Source organism: Mameliella sp. CS4, assembly GCF_019392335.1.
GTDB lineage: Bacteria > Pseudomonadota > Alphaproteobacteria > Rhodobacterales > Rhodobacteraceae > Antarctobacter.
Genome location: NZ_JAHXRQ010000006.1, coordinates 1 through 24,677, shown reverse-complemented (window position 1 = coordinate 24,677; position 24,677 = coordinate 1). Strand labels below are relative to the sequence as shown.

The 24,677-nt window shown below is 67.2% G+C and carries 25 protein-coding genes; 7 read left to right on the top strand and 18 right to left on the bottom strand.

Annotated features, from left to right (window positions below):
* Window positions 1-3 precede the first annotated feature (3 nt).
* The 9 genes from KZZ07_RS09450 to KZZ07_RS09410 all read right to left on the bottom strand — a co-directional run bounded on the left by KZZ07_RS09450 (window position 4) and on the right by KZZ07_RS09410 (window position 8,886).
* Window positions 4-1,434 carry an amidase gene (locus KZZ07_RS09450; protein ID WP_219513755.1) on the bottom strand — a complete coding sequence of 477 codons (1,431 nt, stop codon included), beginning with the start codon at window positions 1,432-1,434 and terminating at the stop codon, window positions 4-6.
* Window positions 1,421-1,717, bottom strand: coding sequence for a metalloregulator ArsR/SmtB family transcription factor (locus tag KZZ07_RS09445; protein WP_370631114.1), 297 nt, complete (start codon window positions 1,715-1,717; stop codon window positions 1,421-1,423). Before KZZ07_RS09445 ends, KZZ07_RS09450 begins: the two co-directional genes overlap by 14 nt.
* Before the next feature lie 97 nt (window positions 1,718-1,814).
* Entirely contained in the window at window positions 1,815-3,050 is a 1,236-nt protein-coding gene (locus KZZ07_RS09440) for a mandelate racemase/muconate lactonizing enzyme family protein (protein ID WP_219513751.1), read from the bottom strand.
* Window positions 3,051-3,152: 102 nt separating this feature from the next.
* Entirely contained in the window at window positions 3,153-4,241 is a 1,089-nt protein-coding gene (locus KZZ07_RS09435) for a Zn-dependent alcohol dehydrogenase (protein ID WP_219513749.1), read from the bottom strand.
* Between the two features lie 113 nt (window positions 4,242-4,354).
* Window positions 4,355-5,686 carry a lyase family protein gene (locus tag KZZ07_RS09430; protein ID WP_219513747.1) on the bottom strand — a complete coding sequence of 444 codons (1,332 nt, stop codon included), beginning with the start codon at window positions 5,684-5,686 and terminating at the stop codon, window positions 4,355-4,357.
* A gap of 11 nt (window positions 5,687-5,697) precedes the next feature.
* Entirely contained in the window at window positions 5,698-6,414 is a 717-nt protein-coding gene (locus tag KZZ07_RS09425; protein WP_219513746.1) for an alpha/beta fold hydrolase, read from the bottom strand.
* Between the two features lies 1 nt (window position 6,415).
* Window positions 6,416-7,207 (bottom strand): 3-oxoadipate enol-lactonase, encoded by a 792-nt coding sequence (gene pcaD, locus KZZ07_RS09420; protein ID WP_219513745.1) that lies wholly within the window; start codon window positions 7,205-7,207, stop codon window positions 6,416-6,418.
* A gap of 62 nt (window positions 7,208-7,269) precedes the next feature.
* On the bottom strand, window positions 7,270-8,379 hold the full coding sequence (locus KZZ07_RS09415; protein WP_219513744.1) for a hypothetical protein: 1,110 nt from the start codon (window positions 8,377-8,379) through the stop codon (window positions 7,270-7,272).
* 78 nt (window positions 8,380-8,457) lie between these two features.
* Window positions 8,458-8,886 (bottom strand): FKBP-type peptidyl-prolyl cis-trans isomerase, encoded by a 429-nt coding sequence (locus tag KZZ07_RS09410; RefSeq protein ID WP_219513743.1) that lies wholly within the window; start codon window positions 8,884-8,886, stop codon window positions 8,458-8,460.
* Window positions 8,887-9,098: 212 nt separating this feature from the next.
* Between KZZ07_RS09410 and KZZ07_RS09405 the strand changes: the two genes are divergently transcribed.
* Entirely contained in the window at window positions 9,099-9,776 is a 678-nt protein-coding gene (locus KZZ07_RS09405; protein ID WP_219513742.1) for a haloacid dehalogenase type II, read from the top strand.
* Window positions 9,776-10,597: an alpha/beta fold hydrolase gene (locus KZZ07_RS09400; RefSeq protein ID WP_219513740.1), complete on the top strand. Its 822-nt coding sequence runs from the start codon at window positions 9,776-9,778 to the stop codon at window positions 10,595-10,597. The genes KZZ07_RS09405 and KZZ07_RS09400 overlap by 1 nt, the downstream gene beginning before the upstream one ends.
* A gap of 63 nt (window positions 10,598-10,660) precedes the next feature.
* On the opposite strand, the gene truB is transcribed toward KZZ07_RS09400, so the two are convergent.
* The 3 genes from truB to metG form a co-directional block, all read right to left on the bottom strand.
* Window positions 10,661-11,572, bottom strand: coding sequence for a tRNA pseudouridine(55) synthase TruB (truB, locus tag KZZ07_RS09395; protein ID WP_219513738.1), 912 nt, complete (start codon window positions 11,570-11,572; stop codon window positions 10,661-10,663).
* 52 nt (window positions 11,573-11,624) lie between these two features.
* Window positions 11,625-12,944: an MATE family efflux transporter gene (locus tag KZZ07_RS09390; RefSeq protein WP_255564260.1), complete on the bottom strand. Its 1,320-nt coding sequence runs from the start codon at window positions 12,942-12,944 to the stop codon at window positions 11,625-11,627.
* Between the two features lie 120 nt (window positions 12,945-13,064).
* The gene (metG, locus tag KZZ07_RS09385; RefSeq protein ID WP_219513736.1) at window positions 13,065-14,777 is read right to left on the bottom strand and encodes a methionine--tRNA ligase; all 1,713 of its coding nucleotides are present in this window, start codon (window positions 14,775-14,777) and stop codon (window positions 13,065-13,067) included.
* 189 nt (window positions 14,778-14,966) lie between these two features.
* Here metG and KZZ07_RS09380 point away from each other — a divergent pair, with 189 nt between their 5' ends.
* A complete protein-coding gene (locus tag KZZ07_RS09380; RefSeq protein ID WP_219513735.1) occupies window positions 14,967-16,244 on the top strand; it encodes an MFS transporter in 1,278 nt (425 codons plus the stop codon).
* Here KZZ07_RS09380 and KZZ07_RS09375 read toward each other — a convergent pair.
* Both KZZ07_RS09375 and KZZ07_RS09370 read right to left on the bottom strand, forming a co-directional pair.
* Complete coding sequence (locus tag KZZ07_RS09375) at window positions 16,232-17,467, bottom strand: MFS transporter (RefSeq protein ID WP_219513734.1); 1,236 nt, start codon at window positions 17,465-17,467, stop codon at window positions 16,232-16,234. The two genes, KZZ07_RS09380 and KZZ07_RS09375, sit on opposite strands and share 13 nt — an antisense overlap.
* Window positions 17,468-17,547: 80 nt before the next feature.
* Entirely contained in the window at window positions 17,548-18,144 is a 597-nt protein-coding gene (locus tag KZZ07_RS09370) for an ImuA family protein (protein ID WP_219513999.1), read from the bottom strand.
* A 155-nt stretch (window positions 18,145-18,299) separates the two neighbouring features.
* On the opposite strand from KZZ07_RS09370, the gene KZZ07_RS09365 reads away from it, so the two are divergent.
* Complete coding sequence (locus KZZ07_RS09365; protein ID WP_219513733.1) at window positions 18,300-19,346, top strand: aldo/keto reductase; 1,047 nt, start codon at window positions 18,300-18,302, stop codon at window positions 19,344-19,346.
* Between the two features lie 33 nt (window positions 19,347-19,379).
* On the opposite strand, the gene KZZ07_RS09360 is transcribed toward KZZ07_RS09365, so the two are convergent.
* Window positions 19,380-20,243 carry a helix-turn-helix domain-containing protein gene (locus tag KZZ07_RS09360; protein WP_219513732.1) on the bottom strand — a complete coding sequence of 288 codons (864 nt, stop codon included), beginning with the start codon at window positions 20,241-20,243 and terminating at the stop codon, window positions 19,380-19,382.
* A gap of 107 nt (window positions 20,244-20,350) precedes the next feature.
* Between KZZ07_RS09360 and KZZ07_RS09355 the strand changes: the two genes are divergently transcribed.
* The 3 genes from KZZ07_RS09355 to KZZ07_RS09345 all read left to right on the top strand — a co-directional run bounded on the left by KZZ07_RS09355 (window position 20,351) and on the right by KZZ07_RS09345 (window position 22,466).
* Window positions 20,351-20,554: a DUF2061 domain-containing protein gene (locus KZZ07_RS09355; protein WP_219513730.1), complete on the top strand. Its 204-nt coding sequence runs from the start codon at window positions 20,351-20,353 to the stop codon at window positions 20,552-20,554.
* Window positions 20,547-21,446, top strand: coding sequence for a fatty acid desaturase (locus KZZ07_RS09350; protein WP_219513728.1), 900 nt, complete (start codon window positions 20,547-20,549; stop codon window positions 21,444-21,446). Before KZZ07_RS09355 ends, KZZ07_RS09350 begins: the two co-directional genes overlap by 8 nt.
* 120 nt (window positions 21,447-21,566) lie before the next feature.
* A complete protein-coding gene (locus tag KZZ07_RS09345) occupies window positions 21,567-22,466 on the top strand; it encodes a DMT family transporter (RefSeq protein ID WP_219513726.1) in 900 nt (299 codons plus the stop codon).
* Here the strand turns inward: KZZ07_RS09345 and KZZ07_RS09340 are convergent.
* The 3 genes from KZZ07_RS09340 to KZZ07_RS09330 form a co-directional block, all read right to left on the bottom strand.
* On the bottom strand, window positions 22,396-23,292 hold the full coding sequence (locus KZZ07_RS09340; RefSeq protein WP_219513724.1) for a DUF817 domain-containing protein: 897 nt from the start codon (window positions 23,290-23,292) through the stop codon (window positions 22,396-22,398). The two genes, KZZ07_RS09345 and KZZ07_RS09340, sit on opposite strands and share 71 nt — an antisense overlap.
* 155 nt (window positions 23,293-23,447) lie before the next feature.
* On the bottom strand, window positions 23,448-23,855 hold the full coding sequence (locus KZZ07_RS09335; protein ID WP_219513723.1) for a (R)-mandelonitrile lyase: 408 nt from the start codon (window positions 23,853-23,855) through the stop codon (window positions 23,448-23,450).
* 71 nt (window positions 23,856-23,926) lie between these two features.
* Window positions 23,927-24,499, bottom strand: coding sequence for an RNA 2'-phosphotransferase (locus KZZ07_RS09330; RefSeq protein WP_300533747.1), 573 nt, complete (start codon window positions 24,497-24,499; stop codon window positions 23,927-23,929).
* Window positions 24,500-24,677: the final 178 nt, after the last annotated feature.

Here is a 24,677-nt window from a genome sequence, read left to right as displayed (position 1 = left end):
CAGTCACGCGGTGTGGGTCACGACCGGGTCGATGGGCGTCGCGGCAAAGCCGGTCGCCTGTTCCAGCCGCCGGGCGATCTGCAACAGCCGGGCTTCGCCCCGTGGCGGGCCGATCAGCTGCAGGCCCACCGGCAACCCGCGCGCGTCGCGGCCCACCGGAAGCGAAAGGGCGGGCAGCCCGCAGAGCGTCGCCAGGAAGGCAAAGCGAAGCCAGTCGAGGTAATCGGTGCTGGCGACACCCGCGATCTCCGGCGGATACTCGATCTCGACCGGCAGGGGCCCGATGCCCGTGACCGGGCAGGCCAGCACATCGATCCTTTCCAGGTACCGGCGCATCGTTTCGTAAAGCGTCGCGCGCGCCAGGTTGGCATCGGCGATCTGATCCACCGTCAGCTTGCCGCCTTGGGCGATGTTCGCCTGCAGAGCGGGCTTGTAGCGCGATGTGATCGCCTCTGGCGTGGCGCGAAAGCCGGTCCACATGCCCAAGGCGCGGAAGGTGCGAAAGGTGCTGTCGATCGCCTGCAGGTCGGGCGTGTCCTCGACAATCTCCACGTCCGGAGCCTGTAGCCTTGTCAGCGCGGCGGCCAGGATCTGCGCCATTTCCGGTTCGACCGGGGCCAGCCGGCCAAGATCGGGCGCAAAGCCGATGCGGATCGGGCCGGGATCGCGGCGGCAACTGTCCAGGTAGCCCCCTTCGGTCGGCGGGAAGGAGATCGGCGAGACCGGGTCGAAGCCGCTCATCGCGTCGAGGAACAGCGCGCAGTCCTCGACCGTGCGGGCCATCGGGCCTTCGACGCCGAAGGGATTGAACCCGTCCCCGCCAGGGCTGGCGACGATGCCGGGCGAGGGGCGCAGTCCGACGATGCCGCAAAAGCTGGCGGGCGTCCGCAGGCTGCCGCCCAGGTCCGACCCCTGGCTGAGCCAGACCTCACCCGCCGCGAGACCGGCAGCCGCCCCACCGGAGGAGCCGCCCGCGTTCATCGTGGTGTTCCAGGGGTTGCGGGTGGCGCCGAAGACCGGGTTGAAGGTGTTCGCTCCGGCGCCCATTTCCGGCGTGTTCGTCTTGCCGATCACCAAGGCGCCGCGGGATTCAAGCCGCGTGACCATCGGGTCCGAGCTTTCTGGCACGAAATCCGCAAGGCCCGGTGTGCCGAAGGTGGTGCGCACCCCGGCGACGGGCGTCAGGTCCTTGATCCCGATCGGCAGCCCGGCCAGCAGGCTGACGGGTGCGGCGCCTTGCGCAGCCGCGCGGGCGCGTTCGGGGCAGGGGGTCACGAGGGCGTTGATCGCCGGAGAGGTCTGTTCGATGCGGGCAAGGCTGGCGTCCAGCAGGTCGCCCGGGCTGACCTCACCACGTTGCAGCAGCTCGACCGCCTCGCAGGCCGTCAACCGGCAGAGCTCGGGGCCTGAAAAGCCGGGATCAGCAGCCGCCATCGGGCTGTGCGCAGAAGATGTCGTAAAGCAGGCCGATCACACGACTCGTGTTGTCATTGGCCAGGCTGTAGTAAATCGTCTTGCCGTCGCGCCGGGTTGTCACCAGACCTTCTTCGCGCAGCCGGGCCAGCATCTGGCTGACCGCTGCCTGGCGGATGCCCAGCAGCTCTTCCAGCTCACCGACGGACTTCTCGCTTGACCCGAGGTGGCAAAGGATCATCAGGCGCCCTTCATGTGCCAGCGTCTTGAGAAACGCGGCTGCGTGCATGGCGTTGGTTTGCATCTCCTCCGGGGGAGGCGGCAGTTTTGTCTGGTCTTCCATGTGACTCGCGTCTTTTTTCGACTGGGTTAATATAGCCCGCCGTTTGGGAAAGACCAGATCATGATTCGGTCAGGGGCGGCGCGCCCCCCTGGAATGCGTTGCCAAGTGCGTAATCGCAGGGCGCATCCTGCATCTGCAGGTGCAGATCGGCCCCGGTATAGGGATGCGCGCGGGCCAGATCCTCGTCTACCTCGATGCCCAGCCCGGGGGCCGTCGGCGCAGGGATGAAACCGTTGTCAAGCTTTACCGTGTTCTTGATGAGCGCCGCGTGGAAGGGCGTCTCGATGGTTTCGGCCAGCAGCAGGTTGGGGACAGAGACGGCAAGCTGGATGTTGGCCGCCCATTCGACGGGACCGGCATAGAGATGCGGCGCCATTTCCGCGTTGAAGCTTTCGGCCATCGCGGCCAGCTTGCGCATCTCCCAGATGCCGCCGGCGCGGCCAAGCGCCGGTTGCAGGATCCTGGCCCCGCCAGTGCGCAAGAGCGTGGCGAATTCAGCACGGGTGGTCAGGCGTTCGCCGGTGGCAACGGGCACGCGCACCGCGCGCGCCACCTCGGCGAATTCCAGCAGGTTGTCCGGCGGCACCGGTTCCTCGAACCAGAGCGGCAGGTAGGGCTCGATTGCCTGGCCCAGCCTTATGGCGCCCGCGGTGGTGAACTGGCCGTGCGTGCCGAACAGCAGGTCGGCGCGGTCGCCCACCGCCTCGCGGATCGCCTTGCAGAAGGCGACGGACATGGCGATGTCGCGCATGCCCGGCTGGTGTCCGCCGCGCATCGTGTAGGGGCCGGCCGGGTCGAACTTCACAGCCGTATAGCCGCGCTCGACACAGTCGATGGCGGACTCGGCGGCAAGGTCGGGCGAGGTCCAGAAGTCGTCCATCCGGTGCCTCGGCAGCGGGTAGAGATAGGTATAGGCGCGCACCCTTTCGTTCATCATGCCGCCGATCAGCGCCCAGACGGGCCGGTCGCGCGCCTTTCCCAGGATATCCCAACAGGCGATCTCCAGCCCTGAAAAGGCACCCATCACCGTCAGGTCCGGGCGCTGGGTAAAGCCCGAAGAATAGGTGCGGCGGAACATGCGTTCGATGTTCTCGGGGTTTTCACCCTCGAAATAGCGGGCAAAGACATCGCTGATCACCGCGCGCATCGCGTCCGGTCCGACCGAGGCGGCGTAACATTCGCCCCAGCCGGTGATGCCGTCATCCGTCGTCAGCTTGACCAGGATCCAGTAGCGCCCGCCCCAGCCGGGGGCGGGCGGCGCGGTGACGATGATGTCGAGATCGCGGAGTTTCATGGCCTGTTCCTGTCGGTTGCGGGGGAGGGGGGCTCTGCCCCCCGCCTGCGGCTCCCCCGAAGTATTTGCCTGCCCAAAGAAACAGCGGGCGGGGTGCCCCGGTCAATGGCTGTCGAAGAGGATCACGTTGCGGCGCGCGCCGCCGGTCATCGTGTCGGCGATGGCCTCGTTGATCTGGTCGAGGCGCCAGCGGCCCGAGACCAGCTCGTCAAGCTTGAGGCGCCCCTGACGGTAGAGATCGGCCATCCAGGGGATATCGCGCTGGATCACCACGTCGCCCATTTTCGAGCCGATCATTTGCTGGCCCATGAAGGCAGGAACCACCGGTTCATAGGTGGCCATCGCGCCGGTGTGCGGCATGCCGATCATCACCATACGCCCGCCCCAACCCAGGTAGCGCATGGCCTGTTCGTAGGCGGGGATCGCACCCACGGTCACGGCGACCACATCGGCGCCCCGGCCCAGCGCGGCATGGGCGGCCTCCCAAGGGTTGTTCCGGGTGGCGAGGATGCCGTCGGTGGCGCCGAAATCTCGGGCGATGTTCAGTTTCTCCTCGCTCATGTCGACGGCGACGATGCGGCGGGCGCCCCCGATGCGCGCGCCCTGGATCGCGTTCAGGCCCACGCCGCCGGCCCCGATCACGACCACATCGTCGCCCGGGCGCATCTTGCCGGCGTTGATGACCGCGCCGATGCCGGTGATCACGCCGCAGGCCAGCAGGCAGACGGCTTCGGGCGGCATGTCATCGGGCAGGGTGACAACCTGGCTTTGATCGACAACGACCTTTTCGGCAAAGGCGCCGCAGAACATGGCCTGCACCACCTCTGTGCCGTCGGGCCGGGTCAGGACCGGCGCGCTGTCACGATCGCCGATGCAGATGGTCGGGCGGCCAGAGGCGCAGGTGGGGCAAGTGCCGCAGGCCCGGATCAGCGTGACGACGACACGGTCGCCGGTCTGCAATCCGCTGATGCCCTCGCCCAGGGCGGTGATACGTCCCGCTGCCTCGTGGCCATAGACCGCCGGCAGTGTGCCGCCCCAGGCGCCGGTGGCATAGGAAATGTCGGAATGGCAGATTGCAACGGCCTCTAGCGTGACCTCGATCTCTCCGGCGCCGGGGGCGCGGAGGTCGAGGTCCTCGATCTGCAGGGGCGCGTCGAAGGCGGTGCAGACCGCCGCGCGGATGCGTGTCATGGGTTCCTCCCCGGTGTCTTCCGGGCAGGGTGCGCGGGCAGACAAGCGGGCCGCTGTTCCGAAAGCGACATTGGCGGTGTCGCTTGCATTGCGTGACGTGACGGCAGGTCGGGTCAGCTTGCCAGGCTGGCGACTCTGGCGGCAAAGGCGCGGGCCTCGTCCGGTGCGGCGCCCATCTGGTGGACGGGGTCGAACAGGTCTGCAGACAGGTCGGGGTGCGCGGCGCGGGCGATCTGTTCCAGCGGCTGACCACTGTCGCGGGCCTGTGTGCAGAGCGTCTTGGAGGCGGCCTGTGCCTCTGGCCGGGGCATGGTTCGGGCAAGTGCAAAGGACAGCGCCTCGGCCATGAGCAGCCCGCCGGTGGCGTCCAGCGTTGCCCTCATCGCATGGGCATCCGGGGTCAGGCTTTCTGCCAATGCCTGCGCCTGCGTCGCGGCGGCAGAGGCCGACAGAACGAGTTGCGGCAGGCAGAGCCATTCGGTGAACCATGCCGCGCCGTCGCGTTGCTGCCGGTGCAGGGCTGCGCCTTGCAGCGTGGCGTTCAACCCCTGTGCATGGCGCGCCAGCGCGATCAGGGCGGAGGGGGCCACCGGGTTCTGTTTCTGCGGCATGGTCGAGGAAGCGCCAGAGCCGCCAAGACGGATCTCGGCGATGCCGCTTTGGGTGGCAAGCACCAGGTCCTCTCCCAGTTTGCCGGCGGCGAGTGCCGTGCGGGTAAACCAGTCGGCAATCGTCAAGAGCGGGGTGCGGTCGCTGTGCCAGCTATGGCCGGGGTCTTGCAGGCCCAGCTTTTCCGCCATTTCCGCGCGCAGGGCGGCGGGGTCGGGGCCTAGGGCCGAGGCGGTGCCGGCCGCCCCGGACAAGGAGACGCGCAGGGCGCGGGTGCGCAGGGCGGGCAGGGCCTCCAGCGCCTCGATCAGCGGCCAGCCCCAGGCGGCGGCCTGGGCGCCGAAACTGGTAGGCGTCGCGTGCTGGCCATAGGTGCGCGCGGCCATCGGGGTTTCCGCGTGATCGCTGGCCAGACGGGCAAGCGCGGTCAGCGTGGCGCGCAGGCGGTCCTCCTGCTGGGCCAGGGCCTGGCGCAGGCGCAGCATCAACCCGGTGTCCTGGATGTCCTGCGAGGTGGCGCCCCAATGCAGGTATTGCGCATGTTCCGGCGCGTTCATCGCCGCGCGAAAGGCGGCGACGAAGGCGGGGGTGGTGACGCCGTTCTGGCCCGTGGCTTCGGCCAGCTGGGCCGGGTCGATCTGGCATTCCAGGCTGGCGCGCTGGATCGCGGCGGCGGCGGTTTCGGGGATCACACCTTGGGCCGCCTGCGCCTGGGCCAGCGCCGCCTCGACCAGCATCATGGCGCGAATCTCGGCGCTGTCGGAAAACAGGCGCGCGGTTTCTCCGGTGGGAAAGAGGCGGTGCAGGTGGGCGCTGTCAAAGGGCGTTGCGGGCATGGGCTGTCCTGTCAGGGGGTCTTGGCGGCGATCCGGTCGAGCAGGTCGGCCAGCCGTCCGGGCATCGAGAAAAAGGGCGAATGGCCACTGTCCAGTTCGTAGACCTCGCCGGGCGCGAAACGGGCGGCGAGCTGTTCCTGCAGGTCGGGCGGGATCGCGCCGTCCTTGCGGCAGAGGATATAGCTGCGCGGCTTGTCCTGCGAATTGGCGGTCAGTGCGACCACGGTCTTGCCGGGGGCCTGGGCCTGCGGGGTGAGGCGCGGCAGGGCATAGGCCACCGCCTCTGGCGGGCAATCCTGGTAGAAGAGGTCTGGCGCCATGTCCGGGTCGAATGTGTGCGACAGTCCGTCGTCAGAGACGCGAATGGCGGCGACCAGCGGTTGTGTGGCGCCGAGAAAGCGCATTTCGGACATGGTCTTGCCGGGCCAGGGTGTGTGCGCGCAGACATAGACCAGGCGCGAGATCATCTCTGGCGCCAGTTCGGCGGCGCGGGTGATCGGGAAACCGGCCATCGAATGGCCGACAAGGATCGTCGGCGTGGTCAGGTGGCGGATGATCGTTTTCGCGTAGAGGTCAAGCGTCACCTCAGCCACCGGTGTCCTGTCGTCGCCATGCGAGGGCAGGTCGATGGCGATGACCTCGTGCCCGTGGGCCTCCAGCGCGGGCACCACGTCGCGCCAGCACCAGGCCCCGTGCGAGGCGCCGTGGATCAGCAGAAAGCGCGCCATGTCAGCCCGCCGCGCCCTGCGCCCTGAGGAAGGCGGTCAGGAGGGCGGCGTATTCCTCCGGTTTCTCGACACAGGGCAGGTGGCCCGCGCCACGGATCAGTTCCTTTTGCGCGCCGGGGATCAGGTCGGCGGTTTCGAACACCAGGTCGGGCGGGGTCGACCCGTCCTCGGACCCGGCGATCGCCAATGTGGGCAGACGCAAGCCGCTGGTCGACGACAGGAAATCCGTGCCTGCGATGGCTGCCGCGCAGCCGGTCCAGCCCTGAGGCGGCGTACGCAGGAACATGTTGCGCCAGCCGGGGAACTCTTCGGTCTCATGGAAGGGCCTGGAGAACCAGCGGTCCATCGTCGGGCCGGTGATGCTCTCCAACCCGCCGGTTTCCACGGCGGCGATCCGGTCGGCCCACATGTCGCGGGTGCCGATCTTGGCGGCGGTGTTCGACAGGACCATTGCGCGCACCAGGTCCAGCCGCTTGGCCGCAAGGCCCTGAGCGATCATGCCGCCGATGGACAGGCCGACGAAGATCGCGTTGGAAAAGCCTGTGTGATCCATCAGCCGTTCGACATCCGTGATCAGCGCGCCCATGCTGTAGGGGCCTTCCGGGGCGTCCGACAGCCCGTGCCCGCGCTTGTCGTAGCGCAGGATGCGCAGGCCCGCAGGCAAATGCGGCAGCACCTCGTCCCACAGCCGGAAATCCGTTCCCAGCGAGTTGGCAAAGACCACGGGCGTGCCGTTTTCCGGTCCCGTGACGCTGTAGTGCAGGCGAAGATCGCCGATTTGAGCCATCTGCATGGGTCATGTCTCCCTTTGCGGCATGGTTTAGCGCGTGGGACAGCGGACCGGAAGGGGGGCGCTCAGTACCGGGTGTCCAGAGGGAGCAGGCCGCCGCGTGTCACCTGAACCTCGCCCGCCCAGTCGGGCATGCGGGTGAGGTCGGCGCTGATGGCCGCGCCGAAATCGACGGAATACGAGGTCACGCGCAGACCGCCAGGCGCCGGTTCGACAGACAGGTCGACCCGGCAGTACTGCTGCGCGCCCGCGCTGAACCAGCCGGGGACGCTGTAGCTTGGCCCGGTCAGCAGGGCGCGGCGCCGTTCCGGGCCGGTTCCGGTCGCGGGATCGCGTTCCCTGACGTGAACGACATAGTCGGCACTCTGGTAGGTCGGGTCCGCCGTGCGCGCGACGAGATCGGCAAAGTCATAGCCTTCGCGCACGAAATGCTGGCGGTAGGTCAGCGTATGGCTGCTGATGCAGATGCGGCGGTAGATCTGGTCGAAACTCGCGCGGGTGTCGGGAAAGACGGCGCGGTACTCCAGATCCTCGGTCAGCTCGATGTCCATCAGCTTGGCCTCGGCGATCGTGTCGACATAACGCATGTCTGCCGACGGCGTGCCCAGCACGATGGCCAGCAGTTCGGGCGGCAGCGCGGGTCCCGCGGCGGTCAGTGCCTTGTAGGAACTGTCAGCCAGCAGCTTGGCCACTTGCAGAGCGACCCGAAAGACCTCGGCATCCGAGGCGGCGGGATTGGCGCCATCGCGGATAAAGGGCGAATGAAAGCCCAGCTTTGCCCCCGGTTCCAGCTGGCGGCTGGGGTAGGGGCTGTTGGCGCCGAAGGCCTGGCCGAACATGAAGAGGATCGCGCAGGAGGACAGGCATTCGTCTCCTGTCTGCACGCGGGTGCCGAAGAAGAACCCGCCAGTGTCGCCATTGGCCGCCTTGAGGAAATTCAGCACCTCGCCCAGTGAGCCACCAGGGCTGTTCAGGCAGATGCGGGCGTTGAAGCCGCTCAACACATCCTGTTCGGCGGCGCGCATCAGGTTGCCGGGTTCGATGACGCCATCGAACCGCAGGCTGCAGTCGCCGTAGTCCTGGGGGTCAAGCTGCGTCCATTCGCCGGCCCGGACCGGGGCGGCGAGGGTCAGGCAGGTAAGGGCGGCGATCAGGGGACGCAGGAAATCGGACATGAAAAGGGCCTGTCTGTTGAAAACGACAGGCCCAGAATGCCGGGGGAATGGTCCCCGGCGCAATCTTTTCCTGAAGGCTCAGGCGATCTCGACCAGCTCGATGTCGAAGGTCAGGTCCTTGCCCGCCAGCGGGTGGTTGGCGTCCAGCGTCACGACCTCTTCGGTCACGGCGACGACGGTCACGGGCAGCACCTGTCCGCCCTGTGCCTGCACCTGCAGCTGGGTGCCGAGGTCAAGCGGGATGTCGTCGGGGATCTCGGCGCGCGGCACGTCCTGGCGCGCCTCGGGGTTTGTCTCGCCATAGGCGTCCTCGGCGGGAACCTGGACGGTCTTCTTGTCGCCGACCGTCATGCCCGGGATGGCCTTGTCGAGGCCGGGGATGATCTGGCCGGAGCCGACGGTGAATTCCAGCGGGTCGCGGCCCTGGCTGGAATCGAAGGTGGAGCCATCGGTGAGTGTGCCGGTGTAATGAATGCGCACGGTGTCGCCGGTCTTGACCTGCGTCATGGGAAACCTCTGTCTGTCAGGGGGGTGATTGGGTGAGGCCGGGGCCGTCCCGGGTGCTCGGATTTGGCCTAGACTACGCGTGCCAACGCCGGTTTGCAAACCGGCTTCTTGGCTCAGAATGGCGCTGGAGCACGGAAATGGCGCCCGGATCGGGGTTTTCCAGCGTCCCGGGCCATGTCAGGGTGGCGCCGGATGCGGGGAGGAAAGCGATCATGGCCATCAAGGTTTGCGTGTTCGATGCCTATGGCACGTTGTTCGACGTGGCCGCCGCGGCGCGGGTCGCGGCAGAGGAACCGGGGCGCGGTGCGCTGGCCGAGGTCTGGCCGCAACTGGCCGCGGACTGGCGTGCGAAACAGCTGGAATACAGCTGGCTGCGGGCGGTCACGGGCGATTACGTTCCCTTCTGGCAGGTGACCAAGGACGGGCTGGACTGGGCGATGGAACGCGCGGGCCTCGACGACATGGAGCTGCGCGAACGCCTGCTGGCGCTCTACTGGGAACTGCCGGCTTACCGCGAGGTGCCGATGATGCTGGCCCGGCTGAGGGCGCAGGGCATTGGCGCGGCGATCCTGTCGAACGGCAATCGCGACATGCTGAACGGCGCGGTGGACAGCGCGGGCATCGGGGAATTCCTGCACGCGGTGCTGTCGGTGGAACAGGTGGGCATCTTCAAACCGGCGCGGGCGGTCTATGACCTCGTGGGCGCCGAATTTGGCTGTGCGCCCGACGAGGTGCTGTTCGTCTCCTCGAATGGCTGGGACGCAGCGGGGGCGGCGGCCTATGGGTTCGAGACCGCCTGGGTGAACCGCATGGGCCTGCCGATGGATCGGTTGATGGCGCAGCCGAAACATGTCCTGACTGACCTGACCACCATTCCGGAGCTTGTGTGATGCCCGATTTCCAGACCTCTGACGGGATTTCCCTGTACTACCGCGACGAGGGAGAGGGGCTGCCGCTGCTCTGCCTTGCGGGGTTGACGCGGGACGGGCGCGATTTCGATTTCGTGGCGCCGCACCTGGAGGGCGTTCGGCTGATCCGGCTGGACTATCGCGGACGGGGAAAGTCGGGCTGGGCGCCGCATGAGACCTACCAGATCCCGGTCGAGGGCCGCGATGCGCTGGAGCTTCTGGACCACCTGGGGCTGGAAAAGGCGGCGATCCTGGGCACATCGCGCGGCGGGTTGATCGCCATGGTTCTGGCGGCGACGGCCAGGGACCGCCTGCTGGGCGTGGCGTTGAACGACATCGGCCCCGAGATCGCCGAGCCGGGACTGAAGGTGATCGAGGGCTACCTGGGCCGCAAGCCGCCGCAGAAGACGCTGGCCGAGGTGGCGCAGCGGCGCGCCGAGGTCATGACCGGCTTTGTCGGCGTGCCGGAGAGCCGTTGGCTGGAAGAGGCGGAGCGGCTGTTCGTCCAGACCGAGGACGGGCTGGAGCTGACCTATGATGCGAAGCTGCGCGAGGCCGTGCTGGACGGGGGCGCGCAGCCCATGCCAGACCTCTGGCCGCTGTTCGATGCGCTGGAGGGCTTGCCGCTCTGTGCGCTGCGCGGGGAAAACTCCGACCTGCTGACACCGGATTGTTTTGCGGAAATGCGGCGGCGGCGACCCGACATGATTGCGGCCGTGGTGCCGGGACGCGGCCATATCCCCTTTCTGGACGAGCCGGAGTCCCTTGACGCGCTGCGGTCCTGGCTGGACGTCTTGCGGTGACGGGAACGGCGCTCTTGCGCTTTGCGCAAGTCGCCCCGCCCACCGTCCCCGGCGGCAGGGCGCTCAGCCCGCCAGGTTGAAGACCCGGCTGGGGTGCAACTCGCCCGCCTTGAAACGGCCGACGGCCACGGGTTGACCCTCGAAGCTGGCCCATGCCTCGTCGCCGTACTCGGCGTCACCGGGCACCACCATGCCGGGGTTTCCGTTGCGCAGGCGCGCTGCGCCCTGGGCGGTGCATTTCAGCTCTGGCAGATCGGCCAGGCCGGTTTCCAAGGGCAGCAGGTGGGTGTCCAGCTCCGGCGTGCGGGCCAGCGCGTCGATCTGCTCCAGCGTGATGCCCTGGTCTGCCTCAAACGGGCCGGACCAGAGGCGGCGCAGGGTGACGACATGGCCATGACAGCCAAGGGTCTTTCCCAGGTCGCGGGCGATGGAGCGGACATAGCCGCCCTTGCCACAGGTCATTTCCAGAACGGCGGTGTCCGGGTCGGGGCGATCGGTCAGCAGCAGTTCCTCGACCCAGAGTGGGCGGGCGGCGATCTCCATCTCCTCGCCGTCGCGGGCGCGTTTGTAGGCGCGCTCTCCGTCGATCTTGACCGCCGAGAACTGCGGCGGGACCTGCATGATCTCTCCGACGAACCCGTGCAGTGCCTCCTTGATATCCTCGTCCGATGGCCGGGCGTCGGAACTGGCGATCACCTCGCCTTCGGCGTCGTCGGTATTGGTGGCTTGCCCGAAGCGCACCGTGAATCGGTAAGCCTTCAGCGCGTCGGTGATATAGGGCACGGTCTTTGTCGCCTCGCCCAGGGCCACGGCCAGAACGCCGGTTGCCTCGGGATCCAGCGTGCCGGCATGACCGGCCTTTTTCGCGTCCAGCGCCCAGCGGACCTTGTTGACCACGGCCGTCGAGGTCAGCCCGGCGGGTTTGTCCACGATCAACCAGCCGGAAATGTCGCGTCCCTTGCGCCTGCGTGCCATGTCTTGTCCCTGTGCGATGAGGCGCGCGAGGTAGCAAGCGCCGGACGGGCTGTCAATCGCGGGCGAAGGTTCTGTCGCCGTGGCTGGCCCGGGGCAGGGACAGGTCCAGCAGACCGGCGGCGCGGCAGAGCACAAGCGCGACCAGGACCGCCCAGAGATTGGCCAGCACAAATGCGGCGGTGATCCCGGCAAAGCCGAAAAGTGCGGCCCCCGCCCAGGCCAACGGCACATAGACCAGTGCGATTCGGCTGGCCGAGAGCGCCATCGACCAGAGCGCGCGGTCGCGGGCGTTCATCGCGGCATTGGCCGTGACGAGGATGCCGTAGCCGAAGAACCCGAGACTGCCCCAGCGCAGGTAGGTCGTTGCATCCGCCGCTGCCGCGCCGCCATCGGTCATGAGCGTGGCAAGCCAGGGCGCGGCAAACATCAGCGCGCCCGAGAGCACCGCGCCATAGCCAAGGCAGGTCAGGAAGGTCAGGCGGACCGCCCGTTGCGCGCGGGCGAATTTCTCTGCCCCCCAGGCCTGGCCGACCACCGGTCCGATTCCGGCCGACAGGGCCAGCATCGGCACGAACAACAGCGATTGCAGGCGGGTGGCGGCCCCGAACCCTGCCACGGCGGCATCGCCCAGCGTGGCTGCGGCGGACGTCACGAGCGACAGGCCCAGCGGGTTGATCGCGTTCGAGGCTGCCGCCGGTCCACCGATGCGGGCGATGCGCCGAAGGCTGTCGCCGATGCCGGCCAGGCAGTTGCGCGAGAGCGACAGTCGCCCGCTGCGGATGGCAAAGGTCAGCAGGCCGGCAAAACCGACGACGCGCGCGATGCAGGTGGCGATTCCGGCGCCCTCGGTGCCCAGTGCGGGAACGACGCCAACTCCAAAGATGAAGATCGGGTCGAGGGCGATGTTGACGAGCGATTGCAGGGTCATCACCGTGGCGGCGATGCCGCTTTCTCCTCCGGCGCGGAAAACCGCATTCAGCCCCATGCCCGCGACCATCGGGACAAAGCTGGCGCACCACCAGGGGAGGTAGGACAGAACCGCCTCTTTCACCGCGCCTTTCGCGCCCATCAGTTCGAACAGCCAGGGCGCGGACAGGTAAAAAGCCAGCGCGGCGCAGATGGCCAGCGCGGCTGCGAAGATCAGCGAATGCAGCGCGAGGCGGGCGGCTGTCGCGTCAGAGCCGCCCTCGCGCCCCAGCGCCTGGCTGACCACCGCCGAGGTCCCCGCGCCCATGCCGATCGACAACGAGGTCAATGCGATGATGGCGGGGTAGATGAAGCCGATTGCGGTCAGCGGCACGTCGCCCGCACGGGCCAGAAAGGCGGCATCGGCAAGACCGACCGAGAGCACGCCGAGAATGCCGATGCTCATCGGGGCGGAGACACGGAAAAGGGCCCGTCCGACGGGCCCTTGCGTTAGATCACGGGTTTTCTGCTGCGACATGCGGACCGAACGCGCTGTGGGCGGTTCGGTTCCACAGGCGCGCGCGGATCAGTCCCGCTTGCCTGCGAAGCGTTCCTGCCATTCTTCGCGCTCGGCGTCGGTGATCTTGCGGAAGGTGACGTCCGGCACAGTAAAGGCATGGCCCACGGGCAGGGCGGTCAGGGCCGCCTCGACGTCGTCGGGCCAGTCGGCATCCTCGGCGTGCATCGCCTTCAGGAGGTCGGCGCAGGCATCGGGGATGAAGGGTGAGGAGATCACCGCGTAGAGCCGGATCAGGTTCAGCGCCAGGCGGATCTGCATCGCGGCCTGGTCCGGGTCCGTCTTGAAGGTGGTCCAGGGGGCGACCTCTTGCAGGTACTCGTTGCCCAGCACCCAGGCCGCGCGCAGGCTTGCTGCGGCCTTGCGGATCTCGATGGCCTCCATATGGGTCTCGTACTCGCGGACCTTGGCCGTCAGGTCGGCGATCAGCCGCGCCTCGGCCTCGCCCGGGGTGCCGCCCTCGGGCACGGCCTCAGAGAATTTCGAGCGGCAGAATTTCGTCACGCGGGAGGCAAAGTTGCCCAGCACATCCGCCAGGTCCTTGTTGACGCCCGACTGGAACGATTCCCAGGTGAATTCGCTGTCCGAGGTTTCCGGAACATGGCTCAGCAGCCACCAGCGCCAGTAGTCGGCGGGCAGGATATCCAGCGCCTGGTCCATGAAGACACCGCGCCCGCGCGAGGTGCTGAACTGGCCGCCGTCATAGTTGAGGTAGTTGAAGGACTTGATGTAATCGACCAGCTTCCACGGCTCGCCGCTGCCCAGGATCGTGACCGGGAAGGACAGGGTGTGGAAGGGAACGTTGTCCTTGCCCATGAACTGGGTGTAACGGACGTCGTCCGCGCCCTTGTCGGTGCGCCACCAGCGTTCCCAGCTGTCGCCCTTGCCCGCGTCGACCCATTCCTGCCCGCAGGCGATGTATTCAATGGGCGCGTCGAACCAGACGTAAAAGACCTTGCCCTCCATCCCGGGCCAGGGCTCATCGCCCTTTTGCACCGGCACGCCCCAGTCGAGATCGCGGGTGATGCCACGGTCCTGGAGCCCGTCGCCGTCGTTCAGCCATTTCTTGGCGATGGAGGTGGTCAGGACGGGCCAGCCGACGCGCGTGTCGATCCATTCCTCGATCTGGTCCTTCATCTTGGACTGGCAGAGGTAGAGGTGTTTCGTCTCGCGCATTTCCAGATCCGTGGATCCGGAGATGGTGGAATGCGGGTTGATCAGGTCGACCGGGTCGAGCTGTTTCGTGCAGTTGTCGCACTGGTCGCCGCGGGCCGAGTCAAAGCCACAGTTGGGGCAGGTGCCCTCAATGTAGCGGTCAGGCAGGAAACGGCCGTCGGCCTTGGAATACATCTGGGTTTCCGAGACTTCTCGGATCAGCCCGTTGTCGTCCAGCACCTTGGCGAAATGCTGGGTCAGCTTGCGGTTCTGGTCCGAGGACGAGCGCCCGAAGTGGTCGAAAGACAGCCGGAACCCCTCGGCCAGTTTCGCCTGCACTTCCCACATCTCGGCACAGTAGTCCGCCACCGGCTTGCCCGCCTTGGCGGCGGCCAGTTCGGCGGGGGTGCCATGTTCGTCGGTCGCACAGAGATACAGCACCTCGTGCCCGCGCGCGCGTAGGTAGCGGGCATAGAGGTCGCCGGGCAGCTGCGAGCCGACCAGATTCCCGAGATGCTTGATGCCATTGATGTAGGGAATGGCTGAAGTGATGAGGTGTCGGGCCATGATTTGCGCTTCTGTCAGAACCGGGGTTTGCGCACGGTTTAGCCGCCAAGCGGCCCGAGGACCAGAGGGCGCCCCCGCTTTGTCGCAAACGGACGCAAAGGTGGCGTTGCGACACGGGAAGTGCGGCCTGCCGCGTGCGAGGCGGCGCTGACCAGGACCGCCATCCGGCGAACCACGAAAGGACGTCGCATGAATTCGGTAATCTCAGGAGTCTGGGCCCTGCTTGTCGGCATCGTCCTGATCATGCTGGGCAATGGCATGCATTTCACCCTGATCGGCCTGCGCGGCGGGATCGAGGGGTTTTCGGCGGCGGAGCTGGCCATTGTCACCTCGGGCTATTTCGTCGGCTTCCTGTCGGGGGCGCAACTGACGCCCAAGCTGATCCGCCGAGTCGGCCATGTCCGGGTCTTTGCCGCGCTGGGCAGCTTCATGTCGGCGGGGTTGATCGCCTTTCCGCTGGCCGCCGACCCCTGGGCCTGGACGGTGCTGCGGATCGTCATCGGGTTCTGCATGTCCGGGGTCTATGTCACCGCCGAAAGCTGGCTGAACAACGCGTCCACGAACGAGACCCGCGGCACGGTGCTGTCGGCCTACATGATCGCGCAGACACTGGGCATCATCGGCGCGCAGGGCCTGTTGATGCTGGGTGATGCCGGAACCTCGGTGCTGTTCATCGGCGCGTCGATCCTGGTGTCGGTGTCCTTCGCGCCGATCCTGCTGTCGGCGACCCCTGTTCCCGCGGCCGAGGTGTCGCGCCCCATGCCCCTGCGAAAATTGTTCGTCTCCTCGCCCCTTGGAACGGTCGGGATCTTTCTGCTGGGCACGGTCTATGCCACGCAATCGGGCATGGGGGCCGTCTATGGCACCGAGATCGGCCTGAGCGCGACACAGATCGCCACCTTTATCGCCACGCTGTTTGCCGGGGCGCTGGTGCTGCAATACCCCATCGGCTGGCTGTCGGACCGGTTGGACCGGCGCCTGCTGATCTTGGTGGCCGCGGTGATCGGCGGGGTCTCCGGCGTGCTCGGCTGGTTCTCTGGCGGCGGGTTCTGGTTGCTCACCATCTCGGCCTTTTTCGCCGGCGGTGTGACGGCGCCGCTCTACGCGCTGTTCCTGGCCTACACGAATGACTTTCTCGAAGCCGAGGACATGGCGGCGGCCTCGGGCGGGCTGGTCTTTACCTTTGGCCTGGGCGCCATCGTGGGGCCGCTGGCGACAGGTTGGGCCATGCAGCACGCCGGGGCGGGGGCCTTCTGGCTTTTCATGTCCGGCACTTTCGGGGCGATCGGGCTTTACGCGCTTTACCGTATGACACAGCGGGCCGGTGTCCCGGTCGACGAAACCGACAGCTACCTGGGCATCCTGCCGACCTCGTCGCCGGTGGCGCTGGAAGCGGCCAGCGCCTGGGCCATCGACCAGGCCGAGCAGGAGGCGGAGGACGACCAGCCGGAGGCTCAATCCTCCTGATTGGAGCGTTCGCGGGTCCCCGACAGCAGGCGGCCCACCAGGAAGGTCGAGCGGGGCGTGTAGATGTAGCGGGTGCGGGATTCCGAGGCGCGGCGCTTGCGCATCCGGATCAGGCCGAAGACCACCAGCACTGCATGGCCCGCAGCTATCATGACAAAGAGGGCAGGCGGGCCGTATAGCTCGATCAGGACCGAGGCGAACCAGGGCGCGGCAATGGCGCCCACGGCGAACCAGAACATCAGCGCGGCCGAAAGCGCGATGCGTTCCTCGCTGGCGGCAAAGTCATGCGCATGGGCGGCGGCGATCGAGAAGATCGGAAAGGTGGTCAGGCCGAATATGGCGGCGGTCAGCATTATCCCCAGCGTCGGCAGGCCCGAGGCCAGCGCGGTCAGCGTACAGCTGGCGATGGCTGCGGCCGACAGCCAGACCAGCACCCAGCGCCGGTCATAGCGGTCAGCCAGCCAACCCACGGGATATTGCGCCAGCGCGCCTCCGGCCACGAAGGAGGCCAGGAAAAAAGCGATCTGCGCGGTCTCCAGCCCGACGCCGGTGCCGTAGAGCGGGCCGACCATCCGGAAAGAGGAGCTGGACAGCGCGGCCACCAGCACCCCGGCCACCGCCAGCGGCGAGCGTGCCCAGGCAAGGCCCGGGTCCAGGCGGGGCGCGTCGGGGGTTTCCGGCGGGCGCAGCCGGCTCAGCGTCAGGGGCAGCAGGGCGGCGGTGCAGAGCAGCGCCAGCAGCGTGTAGCTGACGTAATGCGCCGGCGGCAGGATCGAGATCATCAGCTGGGCGCTCAGCGAGGCGCCGAGGTCGGCGAGGCGATAGGCGCCGGTGGCGCGGCCGCGGGTTTCGTTCGTGACCTTGGCGTGCAGCCAGGCCTCGATCACCGTGTAACAGCCTGCCACGCACAGCCCCTGGCCGATCCGCAGCGCAGCCCAGGCATAGGGGTTTTCCACCAGGACGTGGCCCAGGATACCGATGGTGCCCAGGGCGGTGAAGGCGGCGAAGGCGCGCGTATGTCCCACCGATCCCATGAGGCGCGGCGCCCACCAGCAGCCGATGAAGAACCCGGCGAAATGCGCCGAGCCCAGTAGGCCGATCTGGGTGGTCGTGAAGTCCAGTGCCAGCCCGGACAGAGCGTCGAGCGGGCCGACGCTGCCCGAGGAAAGCTGCAGCAGGATGACCGAAAGAAAGAGCGAGGCAAAGGAGATAAACAGGCGCATGTCGTGTTTCTGCCCGCTTGGGCGGCAGAAGTCAGGTGGCTTCGCGACATATTCTTGTCGTTTCGGGTTTGGTGCCTTGCTCAGTCGGGGGCGGCCCAGCCGTGCAGTTTGCCCCCCTCCAGCCGCCAGGTCTTGGGCGGCTGCATCCGGGCGCGCAGCCGGTCTATGCGCCAGGCGGTCTGTCCCGGCGCATGGACGGGATCGCAGCGAAACCGCGTTTCCACCCCCGGTGCACCACCCGTGCCCGGCGTCAGGATCAACCCCAGCGGACGGCACAGCCCCATGCCTGCCCCGGCCTCTGCCGCAAGGTGCAACCGGCGCACCGGGGTCATGGCGGGCGGGTCTGCCAGGTCGGCCACCACCACCGGCGCCGCGCCGCTGCGCAGGGCCTCTTCCATGGCCCAGAGGCTGTCATCGGGGCGGTCGGTGGCGGCAAAGATCAGCTCGCCCGGCGGCAGGATCGCCTGCACACCGCAGGGGTTGAGCTGATCCGGGGCGTGGCGGCGGCTGATCCAGATCACCGGCCCGCCCGCCTGCGCCGCGACATGCAGCGCCAGCGTGCGCCGGGCCTGTCCGCACAGTTCATGCACGCGGGCAAGCGGCAGCGTGATGTCGCGCCACAGAACCAGCGCGGGGGGCGGCGCATGGGGGCGGCGCGAAAGCAGGGCAGGGGCCATCGTCATGGCGCCGAAGATACAATGTTCCCATTTTGTTCTCAAGCGCGGAGTCCGGCTTGCCCGACGGAAATGTGCCGGGACCGCTGCCCCTTGCCATCCGGGCTGGGCCTGTCATCTTGGCCCCCAACCAAAGATTTCAGACAAGGGCCTTTCCCATGAAGATGAACCCGCTGGGCCGCACCGGCCTGATGGTGTCCGAACTGTGCCTGGGCACGATGACCTTCGGCAACCAGACCCCGCCCGCAGAGGCCCACCGCCAGATCGACCGGGCGCTGGAGGCCGGCATCAATTTCATGGACACCGCCGAGATGTACCCGGTGAACCCGGTCCGGGCCGAGACCTATGGCCGGACGGAGGAAGTCATCGGTGACTGGAACGCCGCCTCGGGGCGCCGGTCGGACTGGATCCTGGCCACCAAGCATTCCGGCGAGGGCAGCCTGGCGCGCGACGGGGCGCCGATCACCTCCAAGACGATCCGCGAGACCCTGGAAGGGTCGCTGAAACGGCTCAAGACCGATTACATCGACCTCTACCAGTTCCACTGGCCAAACCGGGGCAGCTACATGTTCCGCAAGAACTGGCGCTATGACCCGTCGCAGTCGGGCTGGACGCGCGAACAGGTGGTGGCGGACATCGAGGATTGCCTGGGCGCCCTGCAGGCCGAGGTCGAGCGGGGCACGATCCGCGCCTTTGGCCTGTCGAACGAAAGCGCCTGGGGAACGGCGCTGTGGCTGGAGACGGCGAAGCGCACAGGCGGGCCGCGCGTGGCCTCTATCCAGAACGAATACTCGCTGCTCTGCCGTCTGGCCGACACCGACCTGGCAGAACTGATGGTCTACGAGGACGTGGGCCTGCTGCCCTTCTCGCCGCTTGGGGCCGGGTTCCTGACCGGCAAATACCAGGGCGGCGCGGTGCCCGAAGGCTCGCGCATGTCGCTGAACGAGACGATGGGCGGGCGGTTGAGCCCCCGTGTCTTCGAGGCAGTCGAGGCCTATCTTGGCGTGGCGCGGGAGTTCGGCCTGGACCCGGTGCACATGGCGCTGGCCTGGTCGGCGCGGCGTCCCTTCGTGGCCTCCTCGATCTTTGGCGCGACGACGATGGACCAGCTGGACCACCTGCTGGGGGCCAGCGAGCTGGTGCTTTCCGACGACCTGCTGGCCCGGCTGGACGAGGTCCACAAGGCGCATCCGATGCCCTATTGAGGTGACGGGCGGCGCAGGCCGCCCCCCCCCAATCTATCCCCGCACCTTTGCTGCCAGCGCCTTGACGTGGTCGGGCAGGGCGCGGGCGGTGATGCTGGCTTCTTTCACCAGGTGGTCGAAATGGCGGGTGATGGCTGTCACCCGCTCTGTATCCCGAAAAGCCAGGTAGTTGCGGCCCATGTAGAGCACCGCCAGCAGCGGTCCGAAGACCGTGACCGGGGCGGAGTAGAGGCGCCGGGCATCAAAGAGGTAGATCCGCAATCGGGGATAGAGCGTCGCGCTCAGCTCGGCCAGTTGCGCGAGCTGGACCCGCCGGACCTCGGCCGGGACACCGTTGTAATAGCCCACGCCCTCGGCGAAACTTTCGAGTTCGTAGAGCGGCAGGGCGATCTCGTAGTCTGATTTCGAGGCGCGAATCCATTCCAGCCGATCCTCGGACGCGTTGATCGCCTGTTCGGTGGTGCGGCCCAGGTGCGGGCCGTATTCCCATTCCAGAACGGCCCGCGTCTTGAGCATATCGGGAAGCGCGGCGGGGACATGGCGGATCTTGTAGCCCTCCGCCTCGCGGTGCCAGCGAAAGACCTGTTCGTCCACCAGCGCCCGGGGCGCCTCTGTCAGGGTCAGCGAAGTGGCCAGCAGGTCTGCGGCGGATTCAGGCCGGTCTGAGAGGCCCAACAGCCAGTCCGACGATACGCCGAGCGCCTGCGCGCAGGACCCGACCAGATGGGCATTGGGCAGGCGCGCGCCGGTGTCCTTGAGCAGTTGCGAGATGGTCGACCGGTCCACACCCACGGCCCGCGCCAGCGCGGTCTGGTTCGACCCCGCCTGCCGCATCGCCTCGGCCAGCCGTTTGCGCAGCAGGTCCGCGCGGGCCCGTTTGTCGAGAATTTCTACCATACTGTGATTTTTGTCACATAAAGCGAGAAATGTGAACCATAGACAGGATGCCCGATCCCTCACGCAGCCGTTACCTTGGCCCCGAGATCAGAACATTCGGAGGTTTTATGGAAACGCGGGCGCGTACGCTTGTGAAATCCGTCTTGTGGACGGCACTGGGATTGGTGGTCATGGCCGGGGTGGGCTTGGCCTTTACCGGTTCGCTGGCGGTCGGCGGCGGGATGGCGGTGGTGAACGCCGTGATCGGGTTCCTGTCCTACCTGGTTTATGAGCGTGTCTGGTCCGGCATTCGCTGGGGCCGGCATGTCTGAGCGGCTGCGCGGGCTGGAATGGCCGACGCTGGTGCTCTTGGCGGCGTGTTATGGTCTTTGGGCGCTGGGGACGACATGGGCGGCGGCCCTCTGGCTGCCGCTGGGCATGGTCCTGGTGACACTGGGCGCGGCGCTGCATTCCTCGCTGACGCATGAGATGCTGCATGGGCACCCATTCAAGTCGCGGTTCTGGAACGGGACGCTGGTCTTTCCGTCGCTGTCGCTGGTGGTGCCTTACCTGCGGTTCAAGGACACGCATCTGGCGCATCACCGGGACTCGATCCTGACCGATCCCTACGACGATCCAGAGAGCAACTATCTGGACCCCAGGATCTGGGACCGCCTGCCGCGCTGGGCGCGGGTGGTGATGCGGGTGAACAATACCCTGGCGGGGCGGATGCTGTTGGGGCCATTTCTCGGCACGCTGGCCTTTGTCCTGTCGGACCTGCGCGCAGTGGCGCGCGGGGACCGGCGGGTGGCCCTGGGGTGGGCGCTGCATGGGCCGGCGGTTGTCGTGGTGATCTGGTGGATGACGGCTTTGGGCCGGATGCCGCTCTGGGCCTTCATGCTCAGCACCTACGGCGCGCTGTCGATCCTGAAGATCCGCACCTTTCTGGAGCACCGCGCGCATGAGGACGCGCGCGGACGCACGGTGATCATCGAGGATCGCGGACCGCTGGCGCTGATCTTTCTCAACAACAACCTGCATGTGGTGCACCACATGCACGCGATGGTGCCCTGGTACCGGCTGCCGAAGCTCTACTTCGAGGACCGCCAGCGCTACCTGTCGCGCAACGGGGGCTACCGCTATGCCTCATACGTCGAGGTGTTCCGGCGCTATTTTCTGCGCGCCAAGGACCCGGTGCCGCATCCGCTCTGGCCCCGGGGCTGACGTTGTCCCGGGCGTGACACAGTCCCGGGCCTGACCCGGGACCTCTGTCCGGCGAGGCCCCGGAACAGGTCCGGGGCGCGTTGCGCTTGCACCTGCCGGTCCGCTGCCCCTAATGGCGGCATGGACCTCTGGATCATAGCCACCCTCTGCGCGGCCACCTTTCAGACCGCGCGTTTCATGCTGCACAAACTGTTGGCGACGGGCGATATCAGCGCCACCGGCAGCACTTTTGCGCGCTTTGCCTACGCCATGCCAGCGGGGGCCGTGGTCTTGGTTTTGTACCTGGGCCTGACCGGGGCCAGCCTGCCCACGCCTGGGCCTGCCTTCTGGCCCTGGGCCATTGTCGGCGGACTGGGGCAGATCCTGGCGACGGTGCTGGTGGTCCTGGCTTTCCGCGAGCGCAACTTTGCCGTGGGCATCACCTTCAAGAAGACCGAGGTCATCCAGACCGCGCTGATGGGCTTTGTCCTCTTGGGCGAGGCGATCTCTCCGCTTGGCTGGCTGGCGATCGGAATCGGGCTGGTGGGGGTCCTGATGTTGTCCAAGACGCCGGATGCGGCTGGGCTGTGGCGCGGGCTGCGCAGCCGCGCGGTCCTTTTGGGTGTGGGATCGGGGTTCTTCTTTGCCGTCGCCGGCGTGGGCTATCGGGCCACGACGCTGGAGGTGCCCAGCGAGGACCCGGTCCTGCGTGCGGCGCTGTCGCTGGTCTGTGTGACGGCCATGCAGACCCTGGGCATGGCGTTCTGGCTGCGCTGGCGCGAGCCGGGGCAGGTGGCGGCGGTCTGGGCGGCGCGGCGGCGCGCGGTCTGGCTGGGGCTGACCTCGATGGCGGGCACGATGGGCTGGTTTACGGCCTTCACCCTGCAAAAGGCGGCCTATGTCTACGCGCTGGGGCAGGTGGAACTGATCCTGTCGCTGGCGGCCTCTGTCCTGTTCTTCCGGGAAACCGTCACGCGGCGGGAGGTGCTGGGGATCGCGGTGTTGACGGCGTCAATCCTGGTGCTGGTTCTGGGGCTGTGAGCGGCGCGCGCGAGAGCGCGTTGCGCAGGACCAGCGTCACGGTGGTGAAGCTGACGTAAAGCAGCAGGTACCACGACCCCATCTTGGACAGGTGCACGAGGTCGAGCGTGGTCTGCCCCTTGTAGAGCCAGGTGTTCGTGTTGGTGCCGACATTCTCGGCGATCCAGAGAAAGATCGAGGTCAGGAAGGCCGCGACGGGCAGCGGCATCCAGCGGCGCGTGCGGTTTATCGTGAACCAGACGCGGGTGCGCGCGAACAGCAACACCGTGGCCGCCATCAGGACATAGCGCGCATCCGGCAGGTAGTGATGCGCAAAGAAGTTGACATAGATCGCCACAGCCAGCGCCACGGTTGTCCAGAACGGCGGGTAGGGAGCGAATTTCATGTCGAAGATGCGGATGACGCGGGCCATGTAGCTGCCCACCGCCGCGTACATGAAGCCCGAGAACAGCGGCACGCCATAGAATTTCAGCAGCGCGTCTTCGGGGTAGGCCCAGCTGCCGGCATTGACCTTGAACAGTTCCATTGCCGTGCCGGTCAGGTGAAAGAGCAGGATGACCTTGGCCTCGGTCAGGGTTTCCAGCTTGAGGGCGAGGAAAGAGAGCTGGAGGCCGAGGGCATAGAGGAAGAGCGCGTCATAACGATGGATCGCCCAGCTGTCCTGCCAGATGCGATCACTGACCAGCAGCCCCCCCAGCATGAGAAAGCCGAAGAGACAGGCCCAGCCCTGCTTGAGCAGGAACATCAGCAGGTCGGCAAGGCCGGTGGGAAGATGTGCGCGGGTGAAATCGCCGAGCGCGCGTTCAAGGCGTCTGGTCGTGGTCATGGGTCTGTCTTGGCGCGGACCGTTTGTGCGCGCCAGTCAGGGATGCCTGACCTTTCGCGCTCTTGGCGGTTGGGGCAGGAGGCGCTGCCCCCTCTTGGCCTGCGGCCAATTCACCCCAGGAGTATTTTTGGGGAGAAGAAATGCGGGGCGCGGCGTCAGGGGACGCGGGGGCCGCCATAGTCGGCGTCCGAGACTTTTTCGAGCCAGTCGGCGGCGCTGCCGTCCTGTGCCTCCTGGATGGCGAGGTGGGACATGGCGACGTCGGGCGCGGCGCCGTGCCAGTGTTTCTCGCCCGGGGCAAACCAGACCGTGTCGCCGGGGCGGAGTTCCTGCACCGGCTCGCCCTCTTTCTGGGCAAGGCAGAGGCCGGAGAGGATGCGCAGGGTCTGGCCCAGCGGATGCGTGTGCCAGGCGGTGCGGGCGCCCGGTTCGAAGGTGACGACGACGGCCTGTACGCGGGCTGGTTCGGGGGCTGAAATTACTGGGTCGAATCGGACGGTGCCGGTAAAATAATCGGGGTTCGGTGTGACGGAGGGGCGGGAGCCGGCGCGGTGGATCTGCATGGTGGGCCTCATGTCTGTTGGCGTCAGGCCCACCCTAGGCGAATCCGGGCGCGGGGAAAGCCCGGTCGGCTTCAATCGTCGAGACGTGCGAGCTGTGCGGGCGGGACATGATCCACCAGCCAGACGCCGTTTTCGGAGCGGTAGAAAAGGGCACCCGCGTCAGCCATCTTTCCGGCGGCGACAGCAAGGATGACCGGTTTGCCGCGCCGTGCGCCGACCTTCTTGGCGGTCTGGATGTCCGGGGAGAGGTGGACATGGTGGCGCGACATCGGCCGCAGCCCCTTGGCCAGGATTGCATCGAGCGCGCCGGGATAGGTGCCGTGATACAGCGTTTCGGGTGGGGAAAGGGGTGTCAGGCCCAGGTCGACCGGGATCGAATGGCCCTGGTTGGCGCGGATCCGGGTGCCGTCGGGCGAGAGCGCAAAGCGCTGCTTGTCGCTGGCTGCGACGACCTGTTCCAGGCGGGTGCGGGTGAGGGATATCGGCGCGCGATCCAGCAGGTCCGCGACCGGCGTCCAGCCCCCTGCGTCCAGCGTCAGTCCGATCTCCTGCGGGGCGTGGCGCAGGACGTAGGAAAGGAATTTCGATATGTCGCGGTCTTTTGCCATGACTGGGATATGAAAAACCGCCGTGGAGATGTCCACGGCGGTTTTCCTGACCTTGGGGATGGCGGGGTGAACCCCGCCCTACGCGGCCTCAGAGCTCCGGGTAGATGGGGAATCGTTTGCAGAGGGCCTCGACCTCAGCCTTGACCTTGGCTTCGACCGCGCCGTTGTTGTCCTCGCCGTTGGCGGCCAGGCCGTCGACGACCTCGATGATCCA

What these genes read in the sequence shown, in the direction of transcription:
- KZZ07_RS09450 (WP_219513755.1), bottom strand. Translation starts at nt 1,434, where the DNA reads ATGGCGGCTGCTGATCCCGGCTTTTCAGGCCCCGAGCTCTGCCGGTTG.
- KZZ07_RS09445 (WP_370631114.1), bottom strand. Translation starts at nt 1,717, where the DNA reads ATGCAAACCAACGCCATGCACGCAGCCGCGTTTCTCAAGACGCTGGCA.
- KZZ07_RS09440 (WP_219513751.1), bottom strand. Translation starts at nt 3,050, where the DNA reads ATGAAACTCCGCGATCTCGACATCATCGTCACCGCGCCGCCCGCCCCC.
- KZZ07_RS09435 (WP_219513749.1), bottom strand. Translation starts at nt 4,241, where the DNA reads ATGACACGCATCCGCGCGGCGGTCTGCACCGCCTTCGACGCGCCCCTG.
- KZZ07_RS09430 (WP_219513747.1), bottom strand. Translation starts at nt 5,686, where the DNA reads ATGCCCGCAACGCCCTTTGACAGCGCCCACCTGCACCGCCTCTTTCCC.
- KZZ07_RS09425 (WP_219513746.1), bottom strand. Translation starts at nt 6,414, where the DNA reads ATGGCGCGCTTTCTGCTGATCCACGGCGCCTCGCACGGGGCCTGGTGC.
- pcaD (WP_219513745.1), bottom strand. Translation starts at nt 7,207, where the DNA reads ATGCAGATGGCTCAAATCGGCGATCTTCGCCTGCACTACAGCGTCACG.
- KZZ07_RS09415 (WP_219513744.1), bottom strand. Translation starts at nt 8,379, where the DNA reads ATGTCCGATTTCCTGCGTCCCCTGATCGCCGCCCTTACCTGCCTGACC.
- KZZ07_RS09410 (WP_219513743.1), bottom strand. Translation starts at nt 8,886, where the DNA reads ATGACGCAGGTCAAGACCGGCGACACCGTGCGCATTCATTACACCGGC.
- KZZ07_RS09405 (WP_219513742.1), top strand. Translation starts at nt 9,099, where the DNA reads ATGGCCATCAAGGTTTGCGTGTTCGATGCCTATGGCACGTTGTTCGAC.
- KZZ07_RS09400 (WP_219513740.1), top strand. Translation starts at nt 9,776, where the DNA reads ATGCCCGATTTCCAGACCTCTGACGGGATTTCCCTGTACTACCGCGAC.
- truB (WP_219513738.1), bottom strand. Translation starts at nt 11,572, where the DNA reads ATGGCACGCAGGCGCAAGGGACGCGACATTTCCGGCTGGTTGATCGTG.
- KZZ07_RS09390 (WP_255564260.1), bottom strand. Translation starts at nt 12,944, where the DNA reads ATGAGCATCGGCATTCTCGGCGTGCTCTCGGTCGGTCTTGCCGATGCC.
- metG (WP_219513736.1), bottom strand. Translation starts at nt 14,777, where the DNA reads ATGGCCCGACACCTCATCACTTCAGCCATTCCCTACATCAATGGCATC.
- KZZ07_RS09380 (WP_219513735.1), top strand. Translation starts at nt 14,967, where the DNA reads ATGAATTCGGTAATCTCAGGAGTCTGGGCCCTGCTTGTCGGCATCGTC.
- KZZ07_RS09375 (WP_219513734.1), bottom strand. Translation starts at nt 17,467, where the DNA reads ATGCGCCTGTTTATCTCCTTTGCCTCGCTCTTTCTTTCGGTCATCCTG.
- KZZ07_RS09370 (WP_219513999.1), bottom strand. Translation starts at nt 18,144, where the DNA reads ATGGCCCCTGCCCTGCTTTCGCGCCGCCCCCATGCGCCGCCCCCCGCG.
- KZZ07_RS09365 (WP_219513733.1), top strand. Translation starts at nt 18,300, where the DNA reads ATGAAGATGAACCCGCTGGGCCGCACCGGCCTGATGGTGTCCGAACTG.
- KZZ07_RS09360 (WP_219513732.1), bottom strand. Translation starts at nt 20,243, where the DNA reads ATGGTAGAAATTCTCGACAAACGGGCCCGCGCGGACCTGCTGCGCAAA.
- KZZ07_RS09355 (WP_219513730.1), top strand. Translation starts at nt 20,351, where the DNA reads ATGGAAACGCGGGCGCGTACGCTTGTGAAATCCGTCTTGTGGACGGCA.
- KZZ07_RS09350 (WP_219513728.1), top strand. Translation starts at nt 20,547, where the DNA reads ATGTCTGAGCGGCTGCGCGGGCTGGAATGGCCGACGCTGGTGCTCTTG.
- KZZ07_RS09345 (WP_219513726.1), top strand. Translation starts at nt 21,567, where the DNA reads ATGGACCTCTGGATCATAGCCACCCTCTGCGCGGCCACCTTTCAGACC.
- KZZ07_RS09340 (WP_219513724.1), bottom strand. Translation starts at nt 23,292, where the DNA reads ATGACCACGACCAGACGCCTTGAACGCGCGCTCGGCGATTTCACCCGC.
- KZZ07_RS09335 (WP_219513723.1), bottom strand. Translation starts at nt 23,855, where the DNA reads ATGCAGATCCACCGCGCCGGCTCCCGCCCCTCCGTCACACCGAACCCC.